This is a genomic window from Mesorhizobium sp. WSM4850, from assembly GCF_055811735.1.
Genome location: NZ_JBVVPV010000043.1, coordinates 1 through 15631, shown reverse-complemented (window position 1 = coordinate 15631; position 15631 = coordinate 1). Strand labels below are relative to the sequence as shown.

15 protein-coding genes are annotated in these 15631 nt (G+C 64.3%); 10 read left to right on the top strand and 5 right to left on the bottom strand.

Going from position 1 to position 15631, the window contains the following annotated elements:
• The first annotated feature begins 46 nt into the window (after positions 1 to 46).
• Entirely contained in the window at positions 47 to 652 is a 606-nt protein-coding gene (gene leuD, locus AC0L2Z_RS28495) for a 3-isopropylmalate dehydratase small subunit (protein WP_023803774.1), read from the top strand.
• A gap of 61 nt (positions 653 to 713) precedes the next feature.
• Complete coding sequence (locus AC0L2Z_RS28490; RefSeq protein WP_473629914.1) at positions 714 to 1643, top strand: hypothetical protein; 930 nt, start codon at positions 714 to 716, stop codon at positions 1641 to 1643.
• Between the two features lie 116 nt (positions 1644 to 1759).
• Here AC0L2Z_RS28490 and AC0L2Z_RS28485 read toward each other — a convergent pair whose 3' ends face one another.
• On the bottom strand, positions 1760 to 2554 hold the full coding sequence (locus AC0L2Z_RS28485) for a lytic murein transglycosylase (RefSeq protein WP_473629913.1): 795 nt from the start codon (positions 2552 to 2554) through the stop codon (positions 1760 to 1762).
• A 266-nt stretch (positions 2555 to 2820) separates the two neighbouring features.
• Between AC0L2Z_RS28485 and AC0L2Z_RS28480 the strand changes: the two genes are divergently transcribed.
• The 7 genes from AC0L2Z_RS28480 to rpsP all read left to right on the top strand — a co-directional run bounded on the left by AC0L2Z_RS28480 (position 2821) and on the right by rpsP (position 9872).
• Positions 2821 to 4068, top strand: coding sequence for a flavin monoamine oxidase family protein (locus tag AC0L2Z_RS28480; RefSeq protein WP_473629912.1), 1248 nt, complete (start codon positions 2821 to 2823; stop codon positions 4066 to 4068).
• 100 nt (positions 4069 to 4168) lie between these two features.
• Positions 4169 to 5263, top strand: coding sequence for a zinc-binding metallopeptidase family protein (locus AC0L2Z_RS28475; protein WP_023803770.1), 1095 nt, complete (start codon positions 4169 to 4171; stop codon positions 5261 to 5263).
• 63 nt (positions 5264 to 5326) lie between these two features.
• Complete coding sequence (locus AC0L2Z_RS28470; RefSeq protein ID WP_023803769.1) at positions 5327 to 5926, top strand: DUF1236 domain-containing protein; 600 nt, start codon at positions 5327 to 5329, stop codon at positions 5924 to 5926.
• Between the two features lie 251 nt (positions 5927 to 6177).
• The gene (locus AC0L2Z_RS28465; RefSeq protein WP_473629911.1) at positions 6178 to 7140 is read left to right on the top strand and encodes a lysostaphin resistance A-like protein; all 963 of its coding nucleotides are present in this window, start codon (positions 6178 to 6180) and stop codon (positions 7138 to 7140) included.
• 324 nt (positions 7141 to 7464) lie between these two features.
• Positions 7465 to 9093 (top strand): signal recognition particle protein, encoded by a 1629-nt coding sequence (gene ffh, locus AC0L2Z_RS28460; protein WP_287173065.1) that lies wholly within the window; start codon positions 7465 to 7467, stop codon positions 9091 to 9093.
• A 7-nt stretch (positions 9094 to 9100) separates the two neighbouring features.
• Positions 9101 to 9427: a chorismate mutase gene (locus AC0L2Z_RS28455; protein WP_023803766.1), complete on the top strand. Its 327-nt coding sequence runs from the start codon at positions 9101 to 9103 to the stop codon at positions 9425 to 9427.
• Positions 9428 to 9470: 43 nt separating this feature from the next.
• Positions 9471 to 9872, top strand: coding sequence for a 30S ribosomal protein S16 (gene rpsP, locus AC0L2Z_RS28450; RefSeq protein ID WP_027153676.1), 402 nt, complete (start codon positions 9471 to 9473; stop codon positions 9870 to 9872).
• Between the two features lie 76 nt (positions 9873 to 9948).
• Here rpsP and AC0L2Z_RS28445 read toward each other — a convergent pair whose 3' ends face one another.
• The 4 genes from AC0L2Z_RS28445 to AC0L2Z_RS28430 all read right to left on the bottom strand — a co-directional run bounded on the left by AC0L2Z_RS28445 (position 9949) and on the right by AC0L2Z_RS28430 (position 13233).
• On the bottom strand, positions 9949 to 10212 hold the full coding sequence (locus tag AC0L2Z_RS28445) for a YMGG-like glycine zipper-containing protein (protein WP_287173062.1): 264 nt from the start codon (positions 10210 to 10212) through the stop codon (positions 9949 to 9951).
• 145 nt (positions 10213 to 10357) lie between these two features.
• Positions 10358 to 10768 carry a DoxX family protein gene (locus AC0L2Z_RS28440; RefSeq protein ID WP_091592141.1) on the bottom strand — a complete coding sequence of 137 codons (411 nt, stop codon included), beginning with the start codon at positions 10766 to 10768 and terminating at the stop codon, positions 10358 to 10360.
• Between the two features lie 124 nt (positions 10769 to 10892).
• Positions 10893 to 11798: a bestrophin family protein gene (locus AC0L2Z_RS28435; protein ID WP_287173060.1), complete on the bottom strand. Its 906-nt coding sequence runs from the start codon at positions 11796 to 11798 to the stop codon at positions 10893 to 10895.
• Positions 11799 to 12198: 400 nt separating this feature from the next.
• Entirely contained in the window at positions 12199 to 13233 is a 1035-nt protein-coding gene (locus AC0L2Z_RS28430; protein WP_091592145.1) for an aspartate-semialdehyde dehydrogenase, read from the bottom strand.
• A gap of 454 nt (positions 13234 to 13687) precedes the next feature.
• Here AC0L2Z_RS28430 and AC0L2Z_RS28425 point away from each other — a divergent pair, with 454 nt between their 5' ends.
• A complete protein-coding gene (locus tag AC0L2Z_RS28425) occupies positions 13688 to 15544 on the top strand; it encodes a DEAD/DEAH box helicase (protein WP_473629910.1) in 1857 nt (618 codons plus the stop codon).
• Positions 15545 to 15631 lie beyond the last annotated feature (87 nt).

Here is a 15631-nt window from a genome sequence, read left to right as displayed (position 1 = left end):
CGGGCGCCAATACATCCCCGCAGCGAAAAGAAGACGGGCAAGACCTATGGAAAAATTCACCAAGCTCACCGGCGTTGCCGCGCCGATGCCGATCGTCAATGTCGACACCGACATGATCATTCCCAAGGATTATCTCAAGACGATCAAGCGCACCGGGCTCGGCAGCGGACTGTTTGCCGAAATGCGCTACACGGACGACGGCTCGGAAAACCCCGACTTCGTGCTCAACAAGCCGGCCTACCGCAAGGCGCAGATCTTGGTCGCCGGCGACAATTTCGGCTGCGGCTCGTCGCGCGAGCATGCGCCGTGGGCGCTGCTCGACTTCGGCATACGCTGCGTCATCTCGACCTCGTTCGCCGACATTTTCTACAACAACTGCTTCAAGAACGGCATCCTGCCGATCACCGTCAGCCCGGAGGATCTGGACAAGCTGATGGACGACGCCTCGCGCGGCTCCAACGCAACGCTGTCGATCGACCTCGAAGCCAAGGAAATCCGCGGACCGGACGGCGGCGTGGTCAAGTTCGACCTCGACGACTTCAAGCGGCACTGCCTCTTAAACGGGCTCGATGATATCGGCCTGACCATGGAGAAGGCCGACGCCATCGCCTCGTTCGAGAAGAAGAACGCCGAGCTGCGGCCCTGGGCCTGAACGGTAGGATGACCCCGGCCGCGACAGGCCGGGTTCGTGGCGGCTGAACGGAGGGACAGGCATGACACGTTCGCTGCTTGCCGGCGCCTGGGCGCTGGCGTGGATTCTGATGCCGGTGGCTGGCGCGCATGCACAGACCGACACGGTGCTCGTGCCGGCTGACGATGCGTCCGGCGGGGCCGCCGACCTGGGCGCGTCGAGCAATGCGGCCCTGGCCGAGGATGACGGCCAAGCACCGGTCCCGTTCGAGAATGGGCAGCTGACCATCACCCAGCAGGAAGACTATGGCGAGAGGGTGCTGGCCTATGACGGCAAGCAGCTGGCGCGCAATTACGATGTCTTCTTCGACAGGATTGTCGAGGTCGGCGGCGTCACGGTGGCGCTGGTCGATGTCGGCGACGGCGGCAATCAATGCGGTCCGGCCAAGGTGATCGTGTGGAAGCCGGAAGGCGGCACGATCCAGACGACCACCGTCGAGCAGGACGAATGCGGCGCACCGCCGGCCGCGCTATCCGACGGCGCCATCTATTTCGTGCCCAATCTCTTGCCGGGCGAATCGAAGCCGGCGCTGCAATGGTCGCCGACCGGCGGGTTGTCGACCTCGGGCAACCTCGCCTACATGCCGGAGCCGGGTACAGGCTGGAAAGATGTCGACCCGGAGAAATACGACAGAATCGTCGATGCCTTCCATAACGAGGCCGTCTACAGGCAAGCCGCGTCGCTGCTCGGCAAGGAGATGCCCGACATGGCGACCAGCCTGCTGGTCGGCGGCGGCACCGAGAAAACCACCTCGGGCGTCTTCCACGCCAGCGGCTGCATCCCGCATGATTGCGGCGGCGACGACGGCTTCATGGCGATCGATCCGGCCAACCACAAGCTCTATTTCGCCCGCCGCGGCGACAAGCCCGAGCCGGATGCGTGGCCGGCGGTGAACACGTGGCCGGCCGAGGTCAGGGAAGCGATGGACAAGGCGCTCGGTTCGCCGAATTAGCTTCTCTGCTTCATGCCTTCGTTCCCAAGGCGGGGCCGAGCGGCGGCAGTCGTACTCAGACCATCGACAAAAAAGCCCGGCGCATGGCCGGGCTTTCCGTCGAATAGAGACTTGTATCACTCGCCATCGATCGCCGTGGCGATGCGGGCGATGGCCTGTTGATAGTTGCTCGCGTCATTCCAGCCGGCAATTGCACCGAGATTCGCCTGTGCGCTGGCACCCGCCTGCCAACCATGAGCCTTGAGGAAGTTGGCGGTGGAAGCCAACGCAGTGGCCTTGTCGCGCAGATTTCCGCTGCCGACCCCGTATTTCAAGACATTTCCGGGCAGGAACTGTGTATGGCCAATCTCGCCATGCATGGCGCCGACCGACGAGGCGCTCAACGCGCCGCGATCAACCAGTTTCAGGGCTGCAACAGCATGCGGGTAGAAGAACTCCGGGCGGCGGCAATCATAGGCGAGCGTTACAATGGCAGAGACCGTATTCTGCTTGCCCAAGAAGGAACCGAAGCCGGTCTCCATCCCCCAGATGGCGAGCAACACACCCGGCGTCACGCCGTAGGTCCGTTCGATCTTGTCGAACAGCGCCGCGTTCGACTTCTTCAGTGAACGGCCCTTGGATATGATCGTGGACGCGCCACGGCGCTTCATGAAAGCATCCAACGAGCCACCGAAAGCCTTGTGGATAGCGCGGTCGGCGGCGATCGTCCTTTTTGCGTAGGTCGCACTAGCCAGAGCGGCCAGACCCTTCGAGCCTACACCGCTGGCCCTTGCTTCCTGCGCGAACTCCGCCTTCCACGCTTCGAAGCCCGCGCCCGTTTTGCCGCATTGGGCGGCCTGTGCCGCTGTTGCCGCCGCAAGCATCATCGATGCCGCCGCCGCTAAAATCTTTGCCTTGGCAAAAAATGCCATGTTGCTCTCCTGGTTGCCTGGATCTTGTCCCAAATACGAATTTGCCAGCGAAACGCCCGCTTGTCACCGTTGGAGCGATTTGCGCCCACTTGGACGCAGTACGCTCCAACACTTTACAATCTGCGCATCGTGCTTTCCGAAAATCGGCACCGATTTTCGAGCCGATGCGCTAAGAACTCGTTTACGCATCCTCGCCGCAGCGCTGGCGAATGCCGGACAACTTGCTTACGATCAAGTAATTATTGTGGCGGGGGGCTAGAATATTCATGGAAGACGTTGACGTCGTGGTCATCGGCGCCGGTTCGGCGGGACTTTCCGCCGCCAGGACCCTGCGTGCGGCCGGCCTTTCCTTCAAGCTGGTCGAAGCGATGAACCGTATCGGCGGCCGCGCCTGGACCAGCGACCAGCATTTCGGTGTTCCTTTCGACATCGGCTGCGCCTGGCTGCACGCGGCCGACCGCAATCCCTACTTTCCCGAGGCGCAAGCCGCTCGCTGGACGCTCCATCATCACGACATGAATGTCGATCATCTCTACTATCGCAACCGAAAGGCGAGCGAGGACGAAGAGGCCGCGATGAAGGCGGCCGATATCAGGCTGTTCGAGCTGCTGGCGGCGCATGAGGTCAAGGTTGGTGACGACGACCGTCTTTCGGCCCTGCTCGCTAAAGGCCATGCGCCGCGCGCCGCCGCCACCTTTGCCGGGCCGATGGACTTCGGCGCCGACGAGGACGAGATATCGATCCGCGACTTTCGGGCTGCCGCCGATCTCGATCCGAACTATTTCACCAAGGAGGGGTTCGGCGCGCTGGTCGCCCGTTTCGGCGCCGACGTGCCGGTCGAGCTGTCGACGCCGGTGCGGAAAATCCTCTGGGACGTGCCCGGCGTCGCCTGCGTCACCGATCGCGGCATCATCCGCGCCAAGGCGGTCATCGTCACCGCCTCGCCGGCGGTGCTCGCCTTCGAGGAGATCGAATTCGCGCCGGCGCTGCCAGACAGGCATGTCGCTGCCTTCTTCGACCTGCCGATGGGCATGCTGACCAAGCTGCCAGTTGAGATCAGGGGCACAAGGCTCGGGCTGGCGCCGTTCGACGACCTGCTGATCGAGCGGCTGGCCAGGCACGACATCTACTTCCTTTGCTTTCCCTTCGACCTCGACCTGATGGTCGGCTTCGTCGGCGGCGATTTCGCTTGGGAGATGTCGGCGGCGGGCGAGGCGGCAGGCGTCGACTTCGTCGTCGATCGGCTGTGCGCCATCTTCGGCGGCGACGTCAGAAAACATGTCGGGCGCGCCATGATGACCAATTGGGGCGGCGAGCGGTTCGTGCGCGGCGCCTATGCGGCGGCCCGACCCGGCCGTTCGCAGGCGCGCGCCACGCTGATGCAGCCGGTGGCGGAAAAAATCTTCTTCGCCGGCGAGCATCTGGCCGGTCCGCTGATGCAGACCTGCGGCGGCGCCAGGCTATCGGGCGAGGCGGTGGCGAGAACGGTCGCCGCCCAGCTTGCGGCAAAATAGCAACAGCAGGAACGCCGGCCGCCGACAGGCGTTTGGGCGATATGCCGCTGCGCACTATATCCGGGCCACATAATTTGAGACCTGGTGATTCGAGATTGGGATGAAGCTCTTCGATTGCCCGCATTGCGGCCACCGCCTCTATTTCGAGAACGCCCAGTGCCTGAACTGCGCCAGCTCCGTGCTCTACGATCCCGGGCATGCGCGCTTCGTGCTGTCTGGCGCCGGCGGCGTTTTCCAGTGCACCAATGCCGACGAGTGCGCCTGCAACTGGATGGCGGAACCTGGCCATGCCTTCTGCGGCGCCTGCGCGCTGAACCAGCTGATCCCGGACCTTTCGGTCGATGGCAACCGCCGTCGCTGGATCCGCGTCGAAGCGGCAAAGAAGCGGGCCATCTATTCGCTGCTCGCCGCCGGACTGCCGGTCGCGCCCAAGCGGAACGCCGGCGACGAGGCCGGCCTCGCCTTCGACTTTCTCGCCGATCCGATCGGCGGTCCGGGTGGCGCGCGCATCCTGACCGGCCATGACAACGGCCTGATCACACTCAATGTCGCCGAGGCGGATTCGGCCGAGCGCGAAAGACGGCGCGTCGAGATGGGCGAGAACTATCGCACTTTGCTCGGCCATTTCCGCCATGAGCTCGGCCACTATTACTGGGACCGCTTGATCCGCGACGACCCGCAACGGCTTGCCGCCTTCCGCACCTTGTTCGGCGACGAGCGCGCCGATTACGAGCAGGCGCTGAAGGCCTACCATGCCAATGGCGCGCCGCCCGACTGGCAGCAGGACCACATTTCCGCCTATGCCACGTCCCATCCCTGGGAGGACTGGGCCGAGACATGGGCACACCATCTGCACATCACCGATACGCTGGAGATGGTGCATGCGCTGAATTTCCCGCTCGGCCGGCTGGAAACCATGGAGGCCAACGACCTGTCGCGGGGCGACACCGGCGGCGAGCTCCAGCCGGCGCCGTCGGAACCTGCCGCCGTTCCCGAACCGTTCGAAAAGATCCTGGCCCGCTGGCTGGTGCTGTCGGAAGCGTCCAACTCGATCAACCGCTGCATGGGCCTGCCGGACCTCTATCCCTTCGTCATCTCGGAGCTGACGGCACAGAAGCTGGCCTTCGTCCATGAACTCCTGACCGGAGTCGTGAAAGAAACCGGAACAAAACGTGAGCCGGCCGAGGCGTTTTAGCCGGAACGCATGAGGTCTTGTTTCGTTTTCGTTCGCGAGGGACCATCAACACGGAGCGAAACCATGAAGCGCATACTGTTTCCTGCTGTCGCCGGAGCGCTTGTCGCCATGTCCGGCACAGCCTTGGCCGATACCGCCGTTTCGGCGGTCGCCGATCTCAACATTCGCGCTGGCCCAGGGCCGCAATACCCGGTGATCGGAGTGCTCGCCGCCGGCCAGTCGGCAACGCTCGATGGCTGCATCCAAAACAGCAAATGGTGCACCATAGCCGAGGCCAATGGCCAGGGCTGGATCTATTCCGACTATGTGACGGCCGATTTCGGCGGCAACGAGGTCGTCCTGACCCGGCGCCCGGCCGACGCAGACATTACCATCGTCGAAGCCCCCGCCGATGTCGACGATCCCGACATCTATACCGGAGCGATCGTCGCTGGCGAGCCGATCGAGCCGATCAGGCGGCCGCCGGCCGAAGTCCGCACCTACATCGAGACCAACCGGGTCGACCCGGTTTATCTCGAGGGCGAGGTGGTTACCGGCGCGACCTTGCCCGATACCGTCGAGTTGCGCGAGATTCCGGACTATGACTACCGCTATGTCTATGTGAACGGTCAGCCGGCACTGGTCGACCCCGGCACCCGACGCATCATGTACGTCGAGCGCTGACGGTGCCGAACAGGGCAATCGCCTCAGACAAATGACGGAATCCATGCTCGTTGGAGACCACCAATTGTCGAGATTGGCGCCGCCCCTCATCGTCCTGCCCGTCCTCCGCAGCAGCTGCGGAGGGTGGACCGGGCACTTCTCCCCGTATCGTGACGGGGAGAAGTGACCTTGCAATGCTGGCGGCTAGCGATTGCGCGGCACGACCCGATCGAATAGATCATGCGACCCGAAGCACCAGCCTGTGAGCCCGCGTGATAGACCCTGCCGCTTTCGAGCGCTATCGGCATACTCCCAACGCCAAGACGACCCTGCCGCGGCTCCTGCTCGGAACGGCGATCGTCGTCCTGTTCTGGGTCGCGACGACCGTCGCCATGCTGTTCGGCGGCGCCTATTTCTTCGTCGTCTGGCAAGCATCGTCCGGCGCCCCGATGGAAGGAGGGGCGATGCAGAATTTCATGGCCTCACCCGCCGGGATCCTCGCCGCGCTCGCCTCCTTCGCCGGAATCTGGCTCGGCCTGTGGGCTGCCATGCGCTGGGTCCATCGCGAGCCCCTGATGGCGCTGATCGGCACCAGCCGCCGCGTTTCGCGCTCGGGATTTTTTAGGGGATTGGCCGCGGTGCTGGTCACATCGCTGCTCTCCGAGATACTGCTCTATCTCTTGCAGCCCGACATTGCGCGCGGTGCGATCGCCCTGTCGTCCTGGCTGCTGTTCCTGATCCCGATCGCCGCGCTGACCCTGCTGCAGACCTCGTCCGAAGAGGTGCTGTTTCGCGGCTATCTCCTCAGGGGCCTGGCCAACCGCTTTCAAAACCCCTTCATCTGGGCGCTGCTGCCAGGACTTCTGTTCACCGCGATGCATTGGAACCCAGGCTCGACGACCGCCATCAACGCCTGCGTGCTCGCCTCGATCGCCGCTTTTGCGCTGCTCCTGACGCTTGTGGTCTATGCCACGGACAATCTCGGCGCGGCCTTCGGCGCCCACCTCGGCAACAATCTGACCGGCTTCCTGCTGATTTCGCACCAGCAAAGCTACAATTCCTTCGCCCTGTTCAACGCCAAGCCGCTCGAAGGCCCCGGCTGGACGACGCTTGATGCCGTCCTCATCGCGGCGATCGGCATCGTCTGCAGCCTGTTGACCGTTCTGCTGCTGCTGCACCCGCGCTCGCCGCTGAAGGTCGAGCCGGATTTTTCGCACCCCGGCGGCCCAAGCTGATGCGCATCACGCTGGTGGTGCTGCCATAAACCGAATCGGCCCGGTTCAGCGTATTCGGCCCCGCACCTTGACTCCGCGGCCGATTTCCTGTCTACAGCCCGCGAATTCCGCGACGAGTATCCCTCCGAGCAAGCCGACCGGGACGCCGAAGCCTGTTTGAGGCGACGTGCTGTAAATCGATCCTGGAGGCCAACATCCGGCAGCGCTGTGCGCCCCCGGGTGCTTTTTGGCTTTGGGCTTTTGCCTGGACAGCTTGAGTTGGATACTGGGCGCGAACGCATTACCTCTCGGGCATCATCCGGGTGCCAGGGAAAAGGAAGAAGAATGTTTGAATCGCTACAGGAACGTCTTGGTTCGATCCTGAACGGCCTCACCGGCCGCGGCGCCCTGTCCGAGGCCGATGTCTCGGCGGCGCTGCGCGAGGTGCGCCGTGCGCTGCTTGAGGCCGACGTTGCGCTGGAAGTGGTGCGTTCCTTCACCGACAAGGTGCGCGAGAAGGCCGTCGGCGCCGCCGTGCTGAAGTCGATCAAGCCCGGGCAGATGGTCGTCAAGATCGTCCACGACGAGCTGGTCGGGATGCTGGGCGCCGAGGGCGTCGCCATCGACCTCAATGCACCGGCTCCGGTCGTCATCATGATGGTCGGCCTGCAGGGTTCCGGCAAGACCACGACATCGGCCAAGATCGCCAAGCGTCTTACCGAGCGTCAGAACAAGAAGGTCCTGATGGCCTCGCTCGACACGCGGCGTCCCGCCGCGCAGGAGCAGCTCCGTCAGCTCGGCGAGCAGGTCAAGGTCGCCACGCTGCCGATCGTCGAGGGCCAGACGCCGGTCGACATCGCCCGCCGCGCCGTGCAGGCGGCAAAGCTCGGCGGCCATGACGTCGTCATCCTCGACACCGCCGGCCGCACCCATATAGACGAGCCGCTGATGGTCGAGATGGCCGACATCAAGAAGGTCTCGTCGCCGCACGAAATCCTTTTGGTCGCCGATTCGCTGACCGGCCAAGATGCCGTCAATCTGGCAAAAAGCTTCGATGAGCGCGTCGGCATCACCGGCCTGGCGCTGACCCGTATGGATGGCGACGGCCGTGGTGGTGCGGCACTTTCCATGCGCGCCGTCACCGGCAAGCCGATCAAGCTGATCGGCACCGGCGAGAAAATGGACGGGCTGGAGGAATTCCATCCCAAGCGCATCGCCGACCGCATTCTCGGCATGGGCGACATCATCAGCCTCGTCGAAAAGGCTGCCGAAAACATCGACGCCGAGCAGGCGGCGGCGATGGCCAAGAAGATGCAGTCGGGCAAGTTCGACCTGAACGATCTTGCCGGCCAGCTTCAGCAGATGTCGAAGATGGGCGGCATGGGCGGCATCATGGGCATGATGCCGGGCATGGGCAAGATGAAGGATCAGATGGCTGCCGCCGGTCTCGACGACAAGATGTTCGGCCGCCAGCTCGCCATCATCTCGTCCATGACCAAGGCCGAGCGCGCCAACCCCGATATTCTGAAGCACTCGCGCAAGAAGCGCATCGCCGCAGGCTCCGGCACCGATGCGGCCGAGATCAACAAGCTCCTGAAGATGCACCGCGGCATGGCCGACATGATGAAAGCGATGGGCGGCAAGGGCAAAGGCGGTGGCCTGATGCGTGGCATGATGGGCGGTCTGGCCCAGAAGATGGGACTCGGCGGCATGATGCCAGGGGGCATGGGTGGCCTGGGCGGCACGATGGGCGGCGGCATGCCGGACCTGTCCAAGATGGACCCCAAGCAGCTCGAAGCCTTGCAGAAGCAAGCACAGGCAGCCGGTCTCGGCGGCATGAAGGGTCTTCCCGGTGGCCTCCCAGGTGGCGGTGGTCTGCCTGGGCTGCCCGGCGGCATGAAGCTTCCTGGTTTGCCAGGATCCGGCGGCGGTCTGCCAATGCTCGGCAAGAACGCCCCTGGCAAGAAGAAGTGAGGGCGCGATGAACGAAGAGAAGGACATGGCCGACGCACGCGCGGCGCTGGTCGACTACCGCGCCTCGATCGACAACATCGACGCAGCGCTCATCCACATGCTGGCCGAGCGTTTCCGCTGCACCAAGGCGGTCGGCGAACTGAAGGCATCGCATGGCCTGCCGCCGGCCGATCCGGCGCGCGAGCAGCAGCAGATCGCCCGCCTTCGCCAACTGGCGAAGGACGCCCATCTCGACCCGGATTTCGCGGAGAAATTCCTGAACTTCGTCGTCCGCGAAGTGATCCGCCATCACGAGCATATCGCCGCATCCAACGGCGGAACGAAAACCGGCTGAGGACCAGCCGTAAACCCGAAATCAGCGTTTTAGGAGAAAAGAAATGCCATTGAAAATCCGACTGGCCCGTGCGGGCTCGAAAAAGCGTCCCTATTACCACGTCGTCGTCGCCGACGCCCGTTCGCCGCGCGACGGCCGTTTCATCGAGTCGCTCGGCTCGTGGAACCCGCTGCTGCCCAAGGACGGCGAGCGGGTCAAGGTCGACGCCGACCGCGTCAAGCATTGGCTCTCGCACGGCGCTCAGCCGACCGACCGCGTGCTGCGCTTCCTCGACGAGGCCGGCATCGCCAAGCGCGAGGCCCGCTCCAATCCCAAGAAGGCCGAGCCCGGCAAGAAGGCGCAGGAACGCGCCGCACTTCTGAAGAAGGCGCAGGACGATGCAGCCGCCGCTGTTGCCGCTGCGGCAGCCGCGCCGGCCGAGGCGGAAGCCGCGACCGCCGAATAATCCGCTTTTTATCGCTTACGGAACGGCGGGCGCTTTGCCCGCCGTTTCATTTCGTCGGAGCTATGACGCGGCCCGATCAATAGCCTGCCGGGCAGCGGGCGATGTAGACGCGTCCATAGCGATCGCGATAGCGGCACCGGCCGGGTTCGGTCGCACGACCGATCAGTGCGCCGGCGACGGCGCCGACAGCACCACCAACAACAGCTCCCTCCACCGGGTCATTTGCAACGGCAGCGCCGACAGCAGCGCCTCCCAGGCCACCGACCGCGGCGCCCTGTTCTGTCCGGGAACAGGCTGCGAGCGTGGTTGCCAATATGATCATGACCACCAATTTCTTCATCGTCGCTCCTCCCAAATGGGGTTTTCCGTCCTCGCCCCACATGGTCTAACTCGCAACCGGGCGATTTGATCCACGGACAAGGAAGAAGGGTGGCGGCGCCCTCTCTGGCGGCGCGACCGCCATCGAACGGCTTTTGATGTCGCCGCTACCGGCTGAACGGGATCAGCGAGCGCACCCCGGGATTGCGCAGGAAAAGGCCGCCCCACAGAATGAGGCCGAGATAGACGCCGAACAATGTGTGCGAGAACAGCGGGCTGCCAAGACGCGCGTGGGTCGCGATGGCGCCGCCGAGATAGGCGGTGAGCAGGACGGCGCCGAGCACCGAGGTGCGCGGCACCGCATAGAGCGCGGTCGAGACCAGCCCGACGATGCCGAGCATGCGCGAGACATCGGGATCGGCCGGCCAGCCGAGTTGCACCATGGTCTGGGTGACGACATCGAGCGGCGGCAGCTTGATGACGCCGTCGAAGGTCATGAACAGCACGATGAGGGCGCTGAGCCCGCGGCCGGTCCACAGCGCGCTCGGCGTGACGGATGCTGTTTGAGACATAGTCATTGGTCCTCCGGTTGTTTCGAGCCCTCTTGGCGAGGGTCGAACCAAGGACGCGGCGTGAGGCGGCGATCCGACACGCTTATGATTTTTCCAGCGCACGGTGCTTCGGTGAGCGCGGGAACAAACCCTAGGAAAAATAGTATTTTTTGGCGGAGATCATTTTTGGCGGCGCTTCGCCGAGCGCCTCGAACACCGAGATTTCACAGACGCGGCACAGACCGTCGAGGGCGAGATCGTTGGCCTCGGTGCCGAACGGGTCCTCGAGTTCCTCCGAAAGCGCGTCGAGGCCGAAAAAGGTGTAAGCGATCAGCGCCGTGAACAGCGGCGTCGCCCAACCGGCAGTCGAGGCCAGCCCAAACGGAAGCAGCAGGCAGAAGATATAGGCGGTGCGCTGCAACAGCAGCGTGTAGGCAAACGGAAGCGGTGTTCCCATGATGCGCTCGCAGCCGGCCTGCGCTGCGGCGATTTGCGACAGGCGCTCGTCGAGAATGCGGTAGCCCATGACATCGATTGCGCCGGCCCTGTACAACGCGGCGGCTCGCTCGCCCATCCGCCGCAGCATGGCGTCCGGCGGGTTGGCCAGCTTGGCAGCACTTTCGGCCGCTTCATCGATGAACGCGCGTGCTTCGGTCGTGGCATCGACCCGCCGAAGCAGGCCGCGCAGGAAGTGACAGAAGGCGATCGCCTCCATCAGCAGCCCGCGCAGTTCGACCCGATCCTCGATCAACCCGGTGCTGGCGCGCGCCAGATTGCGAATGTCGAACACAAGCTGGCCCCACAGCTTGCGCGCCTCCCACCAGCGGTCATAGGCGGCATTGTTACGGAAGCCGAGATAGATCGACAGCGCCACACCGAGCAAGGCGAGCGGCGCGGGCCCGGCATTGCCGAGGTCAAGCTGCAGGGCCCTGACCGCCAGCACCACCAGTGCGCCATAAATGCCGAAGCCGAAGATCTGCGGCAGGATGCGCGGCACCACCGAGCCGCGCATGATGAAGAACAGATGCAAAAATCCCGGGCGCGGGCGAACGATCATCGAAACCCCTTTCACGGACCGGCAATGATCCTGGTCGGTTCCATTGTGCGACGCAATACACGCACAAGCCCAGCCGCCAGCGACATGGCGATGTCGTCTTGCCGGTTTGAGGGCAGAGCAGGGCCAGGTGATGCCGGCCCGACGCGACCTAACTGAGGCGCCGGTGCCGCCCCTCATCCGCCTGCCGGCATCCCGGCCCTTCGCTATCGCTACGGGCGTTCGTCGTTCGGAAAGCCAAGCAATTGGCTTTCCGTCCGCTTCGCGGACCACTTCTCACCCCGTGAACGGGGAGAAGGGAGCTAACGGCCGAAGGCCGAGCCCGCGACTGCGGGCCGCCGGTCGTCCGGCGCCCCCGCAGGGGCCTGCCGCGGCAGCGGCGATACGGCCCGTGAGCGAGAAGTTACGCCGCCTTCTTCTTCGGTTGGATCAGCCCGCGCTCGATCAGCAATTCGGCGATCTGCACCGCGTTGAGTGCCGCGCCCTTGCGCAGATTGTCGGAGACGATCCACATCGACAGGCCGTTGTCGACGGTCGAATCCTCGCGGATGCGCGAGATGAAGGTCGCGTCCTCGCCGGCCGAGTCCAGCGGCGTGATGTAGCCGCCGTCCTCGCGCTTGTCGAGAACCTGGCAGCCCGGCGCTTCGCGCAGGATCTCACGTGCTTCCTCGGCGGTGATCGGCTTTTCGAACTCGATGTTGACCGCTTCGGAATGGCCGATGAACACCGGCACGCGCACGCAGGTCGCCGTCAGCTTGATCTTGGGGTCGAGCATCTTCTTGGTCTCGGCGACCATCTTCCACTCTTCCTTGGTGAAGCCGTCGTCGAGGAAGACGTCGATGTGCGGGATGACGTTGAAGGCGATGCGCTTGGTGAACTTCTTGACGTCGACCTGGTCGGCGACGAACACCGCGCGGGTCTGCGTGAACAGTTCGTCCATGCCTTCCTTGCCGGCGCCGGATACCGATTGATAGGTGGCGACGACGACACGCTTGATGGTGGCGAGGTCATGCAGCGGCTTCAACGCCACGACCAGTTGCGCCGTCGAGCAGTTCGGGTTGGCGATGATGTTCTTGCGCGTGAACAGCGAAATCGCGTCCGGGTTCACTTCCGGCACGATCAGCGGCACGTCCTGGTCATAGCGGAAGGCCGACGAATTATCGATGACGACGCAACCCTGCTTGCCGATCTTCGGCGACCATTCCTTCGAAACGTTGCCGCCGGCCGACATGATGCAGATGTCGGTATCGGAAAAATCATATTGGTCGAGCGCCCTGACCTTCAGCGTGCGATCGCCGAACGACACTTCCGTGCCCTGGCTGCGCCGCGAGGCCAGCGCCACCACCTCGCTCACCGGAAAGCCGCGCTCTTCCAGTATGTTGAGCATTTCCCGACCCACATTGCCCGTGGCGCCGACGATTGCAACCTTGAAACTCATCGAAATCTCCTGTCCTCTCCGCTCGGTTTTTTGGAGAAAACCCGCCGGCCGATGCGGGTTTCAACCCCCGGGCCGGACCCGGGAGAGGGTGGTTAGGCCAAGGGAATCAGACCGTTTTAGTGGTCGTTTTACCGGTTTTTTTGGCCAAGAACGTGGTTTTGCTGGAACGAGTAGACGCGCCGAAACGCCCGGCCCAATGGTTCGCATTGCGGCCCGGGACGTCGAAGGCAAGAAGCGCCATCAAAAGGCCGCGCATCGAAACTACCCCATTCGGTGCCGGCTTTTACGCGGTTTGCGTAAAGAGTCAATCGCGACGCGCCAGGCGGCTTGCCCTGTACAATGGCGGCGGCGCGAAGTACGAACGATTGGATCGTTTGGCTCGTGGCGCTCCTGGCGCTCGCCGACGGATGACCCATTGCCGGGCATAAAAGAATCCGAATTCCGAAAGAGTGAAATGTCCAATTTCGAAGCACTTGTCCCCGCGCTGGCAAAGGCGCTGGAAAAACGCGGCTATGTCGAGCTGACGCCGGTGCAGAAGGCGGTACTCGAGCTCGGACAGGCCGATGCGCTGGTTTCCGCCCAGACCGGCTCCGGCAAGACCGTCGCCTTCGGGCTGGCTCTGGCGCCGACCCTTCTCGACGGCGCCGAGCGCTTTTCCCAAGCCGCAGCACCGCTGGCGCTGGCCGTGGCACCGACGCGGGAGCTCGCTTTGCAGGTGACGCGCGAACTCGAATGGCTCTACGAACTGACCGGCGCAGCGATAGCGTCCTGCGTCGGCGGCATGGACATGCGGACCGAGCGCCGCACGCTGGAGCGCGGCGCCCATATCGTCGTCGGCACGCCCGGCCGGCTGCGCGACCACATTACCCGCAATTCGCTCGACATGTCCGAGCTGAAGGCAGTGGTGCTCGACGAGGCCGACGAGATGCTCGATCTCGGCTTTCGCGAGGATCTGGAATTCATCCTCGACGCCGCGCCGGCCGAGCGCCGCACCTTGATGTTTTCGGCCACCGTGCCGCGCTCCATCGCCACGCTGGCCAAGGGCTACCAGCGCGATGCGGTGCGCATCTCGGCCGGCGGCGAGGAGAAGCAGCATCTCGACATTGAATACCGGGCGCTGAGCGTGGCCCAGGCCGACCGGGAAAATGCCATCATCAACGTGCTGCGCTATTACGAGGCGAAGAACGCACTGGTGTTCTGCAACACGCGCGCCGCCGTCAATCACCTGACCGCGCGCTTCAACAACCGCAACTTTTCCGTCGTCGCGCTTTCGGGCGAGCTGAGCCAGAACGAGCGCAGCCACGCGCTGCAGGCGATGCGCGACGGCCGCGCAAAAGTCTGCATCGCCACCGACGTGGCGGCGCGCGGCATCGACCTGCCCAACCTCGAACTGGTGATCCACGCCGACCTGCCGACCAATCCGGAGACGCTGCTGCACCGAAGCGGGCGGACGGGACGGGCGGGACGCAAGGGTGTCAGCGCGCTGATCGTGCCCAACAATGCCCGCAGGCGCACCGAACGGCTGCTGCAAAGCGCTGGCCTTGCGGCGACCTGGGCAAGCCCGCCTTCGGCCGACGACGTCCTGCGCCGCGACGACGAGCGCATCCTCGCCGACCCGGTTTTCAGCGAGCCTGTGACGGATGATGAACGCGGCTTCATCAATGCGCTTCTTGAGCAGCACGGCCCCGATCAGGTGGCCGCCGCCTTCGTGCGTCTGTGCCGCTCCAGCCGCTCGGCGCCCGAGGATCTCCTAGACGTCGCTCCGTTCACGCCATCGGGCGACAGGCCCTCTGGCGACAGATTTGCCCGTCGCGGCGAGGCGCCAAGCCGCCGCGACGATTTCGGCGACAGCGTCTGGTTCTCGCTGTCGGTGGGACGCAGGCAGAATGCCGAGCCGCGCTGGCTGATCCCGATGCTGTGCCGGACCGGCGGCATCTCCAAGCGCGAGATCGGCGCCATCAAGATGCAGCCGGAGGAAACTTTCGTGCAGATCGCGGCGGATTGGGCCGATCGGTTCCTCCAGGCGATCGGCCCGGACCGCAAGCTGCAGAACAACATCGCGGTGAAGCGGCTGGACGGCACGCCCGACCTGTCGCGGGCCGGCTATCAGGAGCCACGGCCGGACAAGAAGCCGCACCGCGGCAAGCGGACGTTCGACCAGAACGCGCCCAAATTCGAGAAGCGCGCACCGTCAGCCGATCAGCGCCCCGCCGCATTCGAGGCAAAACCCTGGGCCGGGAAGGCAGGCAAGCCGAAATTCGACAAGGCCGGACCCGCCAAGAGCAAGAAAGCGAAGAAGCGGCCGGCTTAGCGATTTGCTGGCATCGTTGGCTTATCATGGCCTGCAAGGGCTGGCCCTCGCCAAGGCAATCGATTCAGGTCTGCGCCGCCCCTCATC

Coding starts and splice junctions, on each gene's coding strand:
- leuD (WP_023803774.1), top strand. CDS start 47: ATGGAAAAATTCACCAAGCTCACCGGCGTTGCCGCGCCGATGCCGATC.
- AC0L2Z_RS28490 (WP_473629914.1), top strand. CDS start 714: ATGACACGTTCGCTGCTTGCCGGCGCCTGGGCGCTGGCGTGGATTCTG.
- AC0L2Z_RS28485 (WP_473629913.1), bottom strand. CDS start 2,554: ATGGCATTTTTTGCCAAGGCAAAGATTTTAGCGGCGGCGGCATCGATG.
- AC0L2Z_RS28480 (WP_473629912.1), top strand. CDS start 2,821: ATGGAAGACGTTGACGTCGTGGTCATCGGCGCCGGTTCGGCGGGACTT.
- AC0L2Z_RS28475 (WP_023803770.1), top strand. CDS start 4,169: ATGAAGCTCTTCGATTGCCCGCATTGCGGCCACCGCCTCTATTTCGAG.
- AC0L2Z_RS28470 (WP_023803769.1), top strand. CDS start 5,327: ATGAAGCGCATACTGTTTCCTGCTGTCGCCGGAGCGCTTGTCGCCATG.
- ffh (WP_287173065.1), top strand. CDS start 7,465: ATGTTTGAATCGCTACAGGAACGTCTTGGTTCGATCCTGAACGGCCTC.
- AC0L2Z_RS28455 (WP_023803766.1), top strand. CDS start 9,101: ATGAACGAAGAGAAGGACATGGCCGACGCACGCGCGGCGCTGGTCGAC.
- rpsP (WP_027153676.1), top strand. CDS start 9,471: ATGCCATTGAAAATCCGACTGGCCCGTGCGGGCTCGAAAAAGCGTCCC.
- AC0L2Z_RS28445 (WP_287173062.1), bottom strand. CDS start 10,212: ATGAAGAAATTGGTGGTCATGATCATATTGGCAACCACGCTCGCAGCC.
- AC0L2Z_RS28440 (WP_091592141.1), bottom strand. CDS start 10,768: ATGACTATGTCTCAAACAGCATCCGTCACGCCGAGCGCGCTGTGGACC.
- AC0L2Z_RS28435 (WP_287173060.1), bottom strand. CDS start 11,798: ATGATCGTTCGCCCGCGCCCGGGATTTTTGCATCTGTTCTTCATCATG.
- AC0L2Z_RS28430 (WP_091592145.1), bottom strand. CDS start 13,233: ATGAGTTTCAAGGTTGCAATCGTCGGCGCCACGGGCAATGTGGGTCGG.
- AC0L2Z_RS28425 (WP_473629910.1), top strand. CDS start 13,688: ATGTCCAATTTCGAAGCACTTGTCCCCGCGCTGGCAAAGGCGCTGGAA.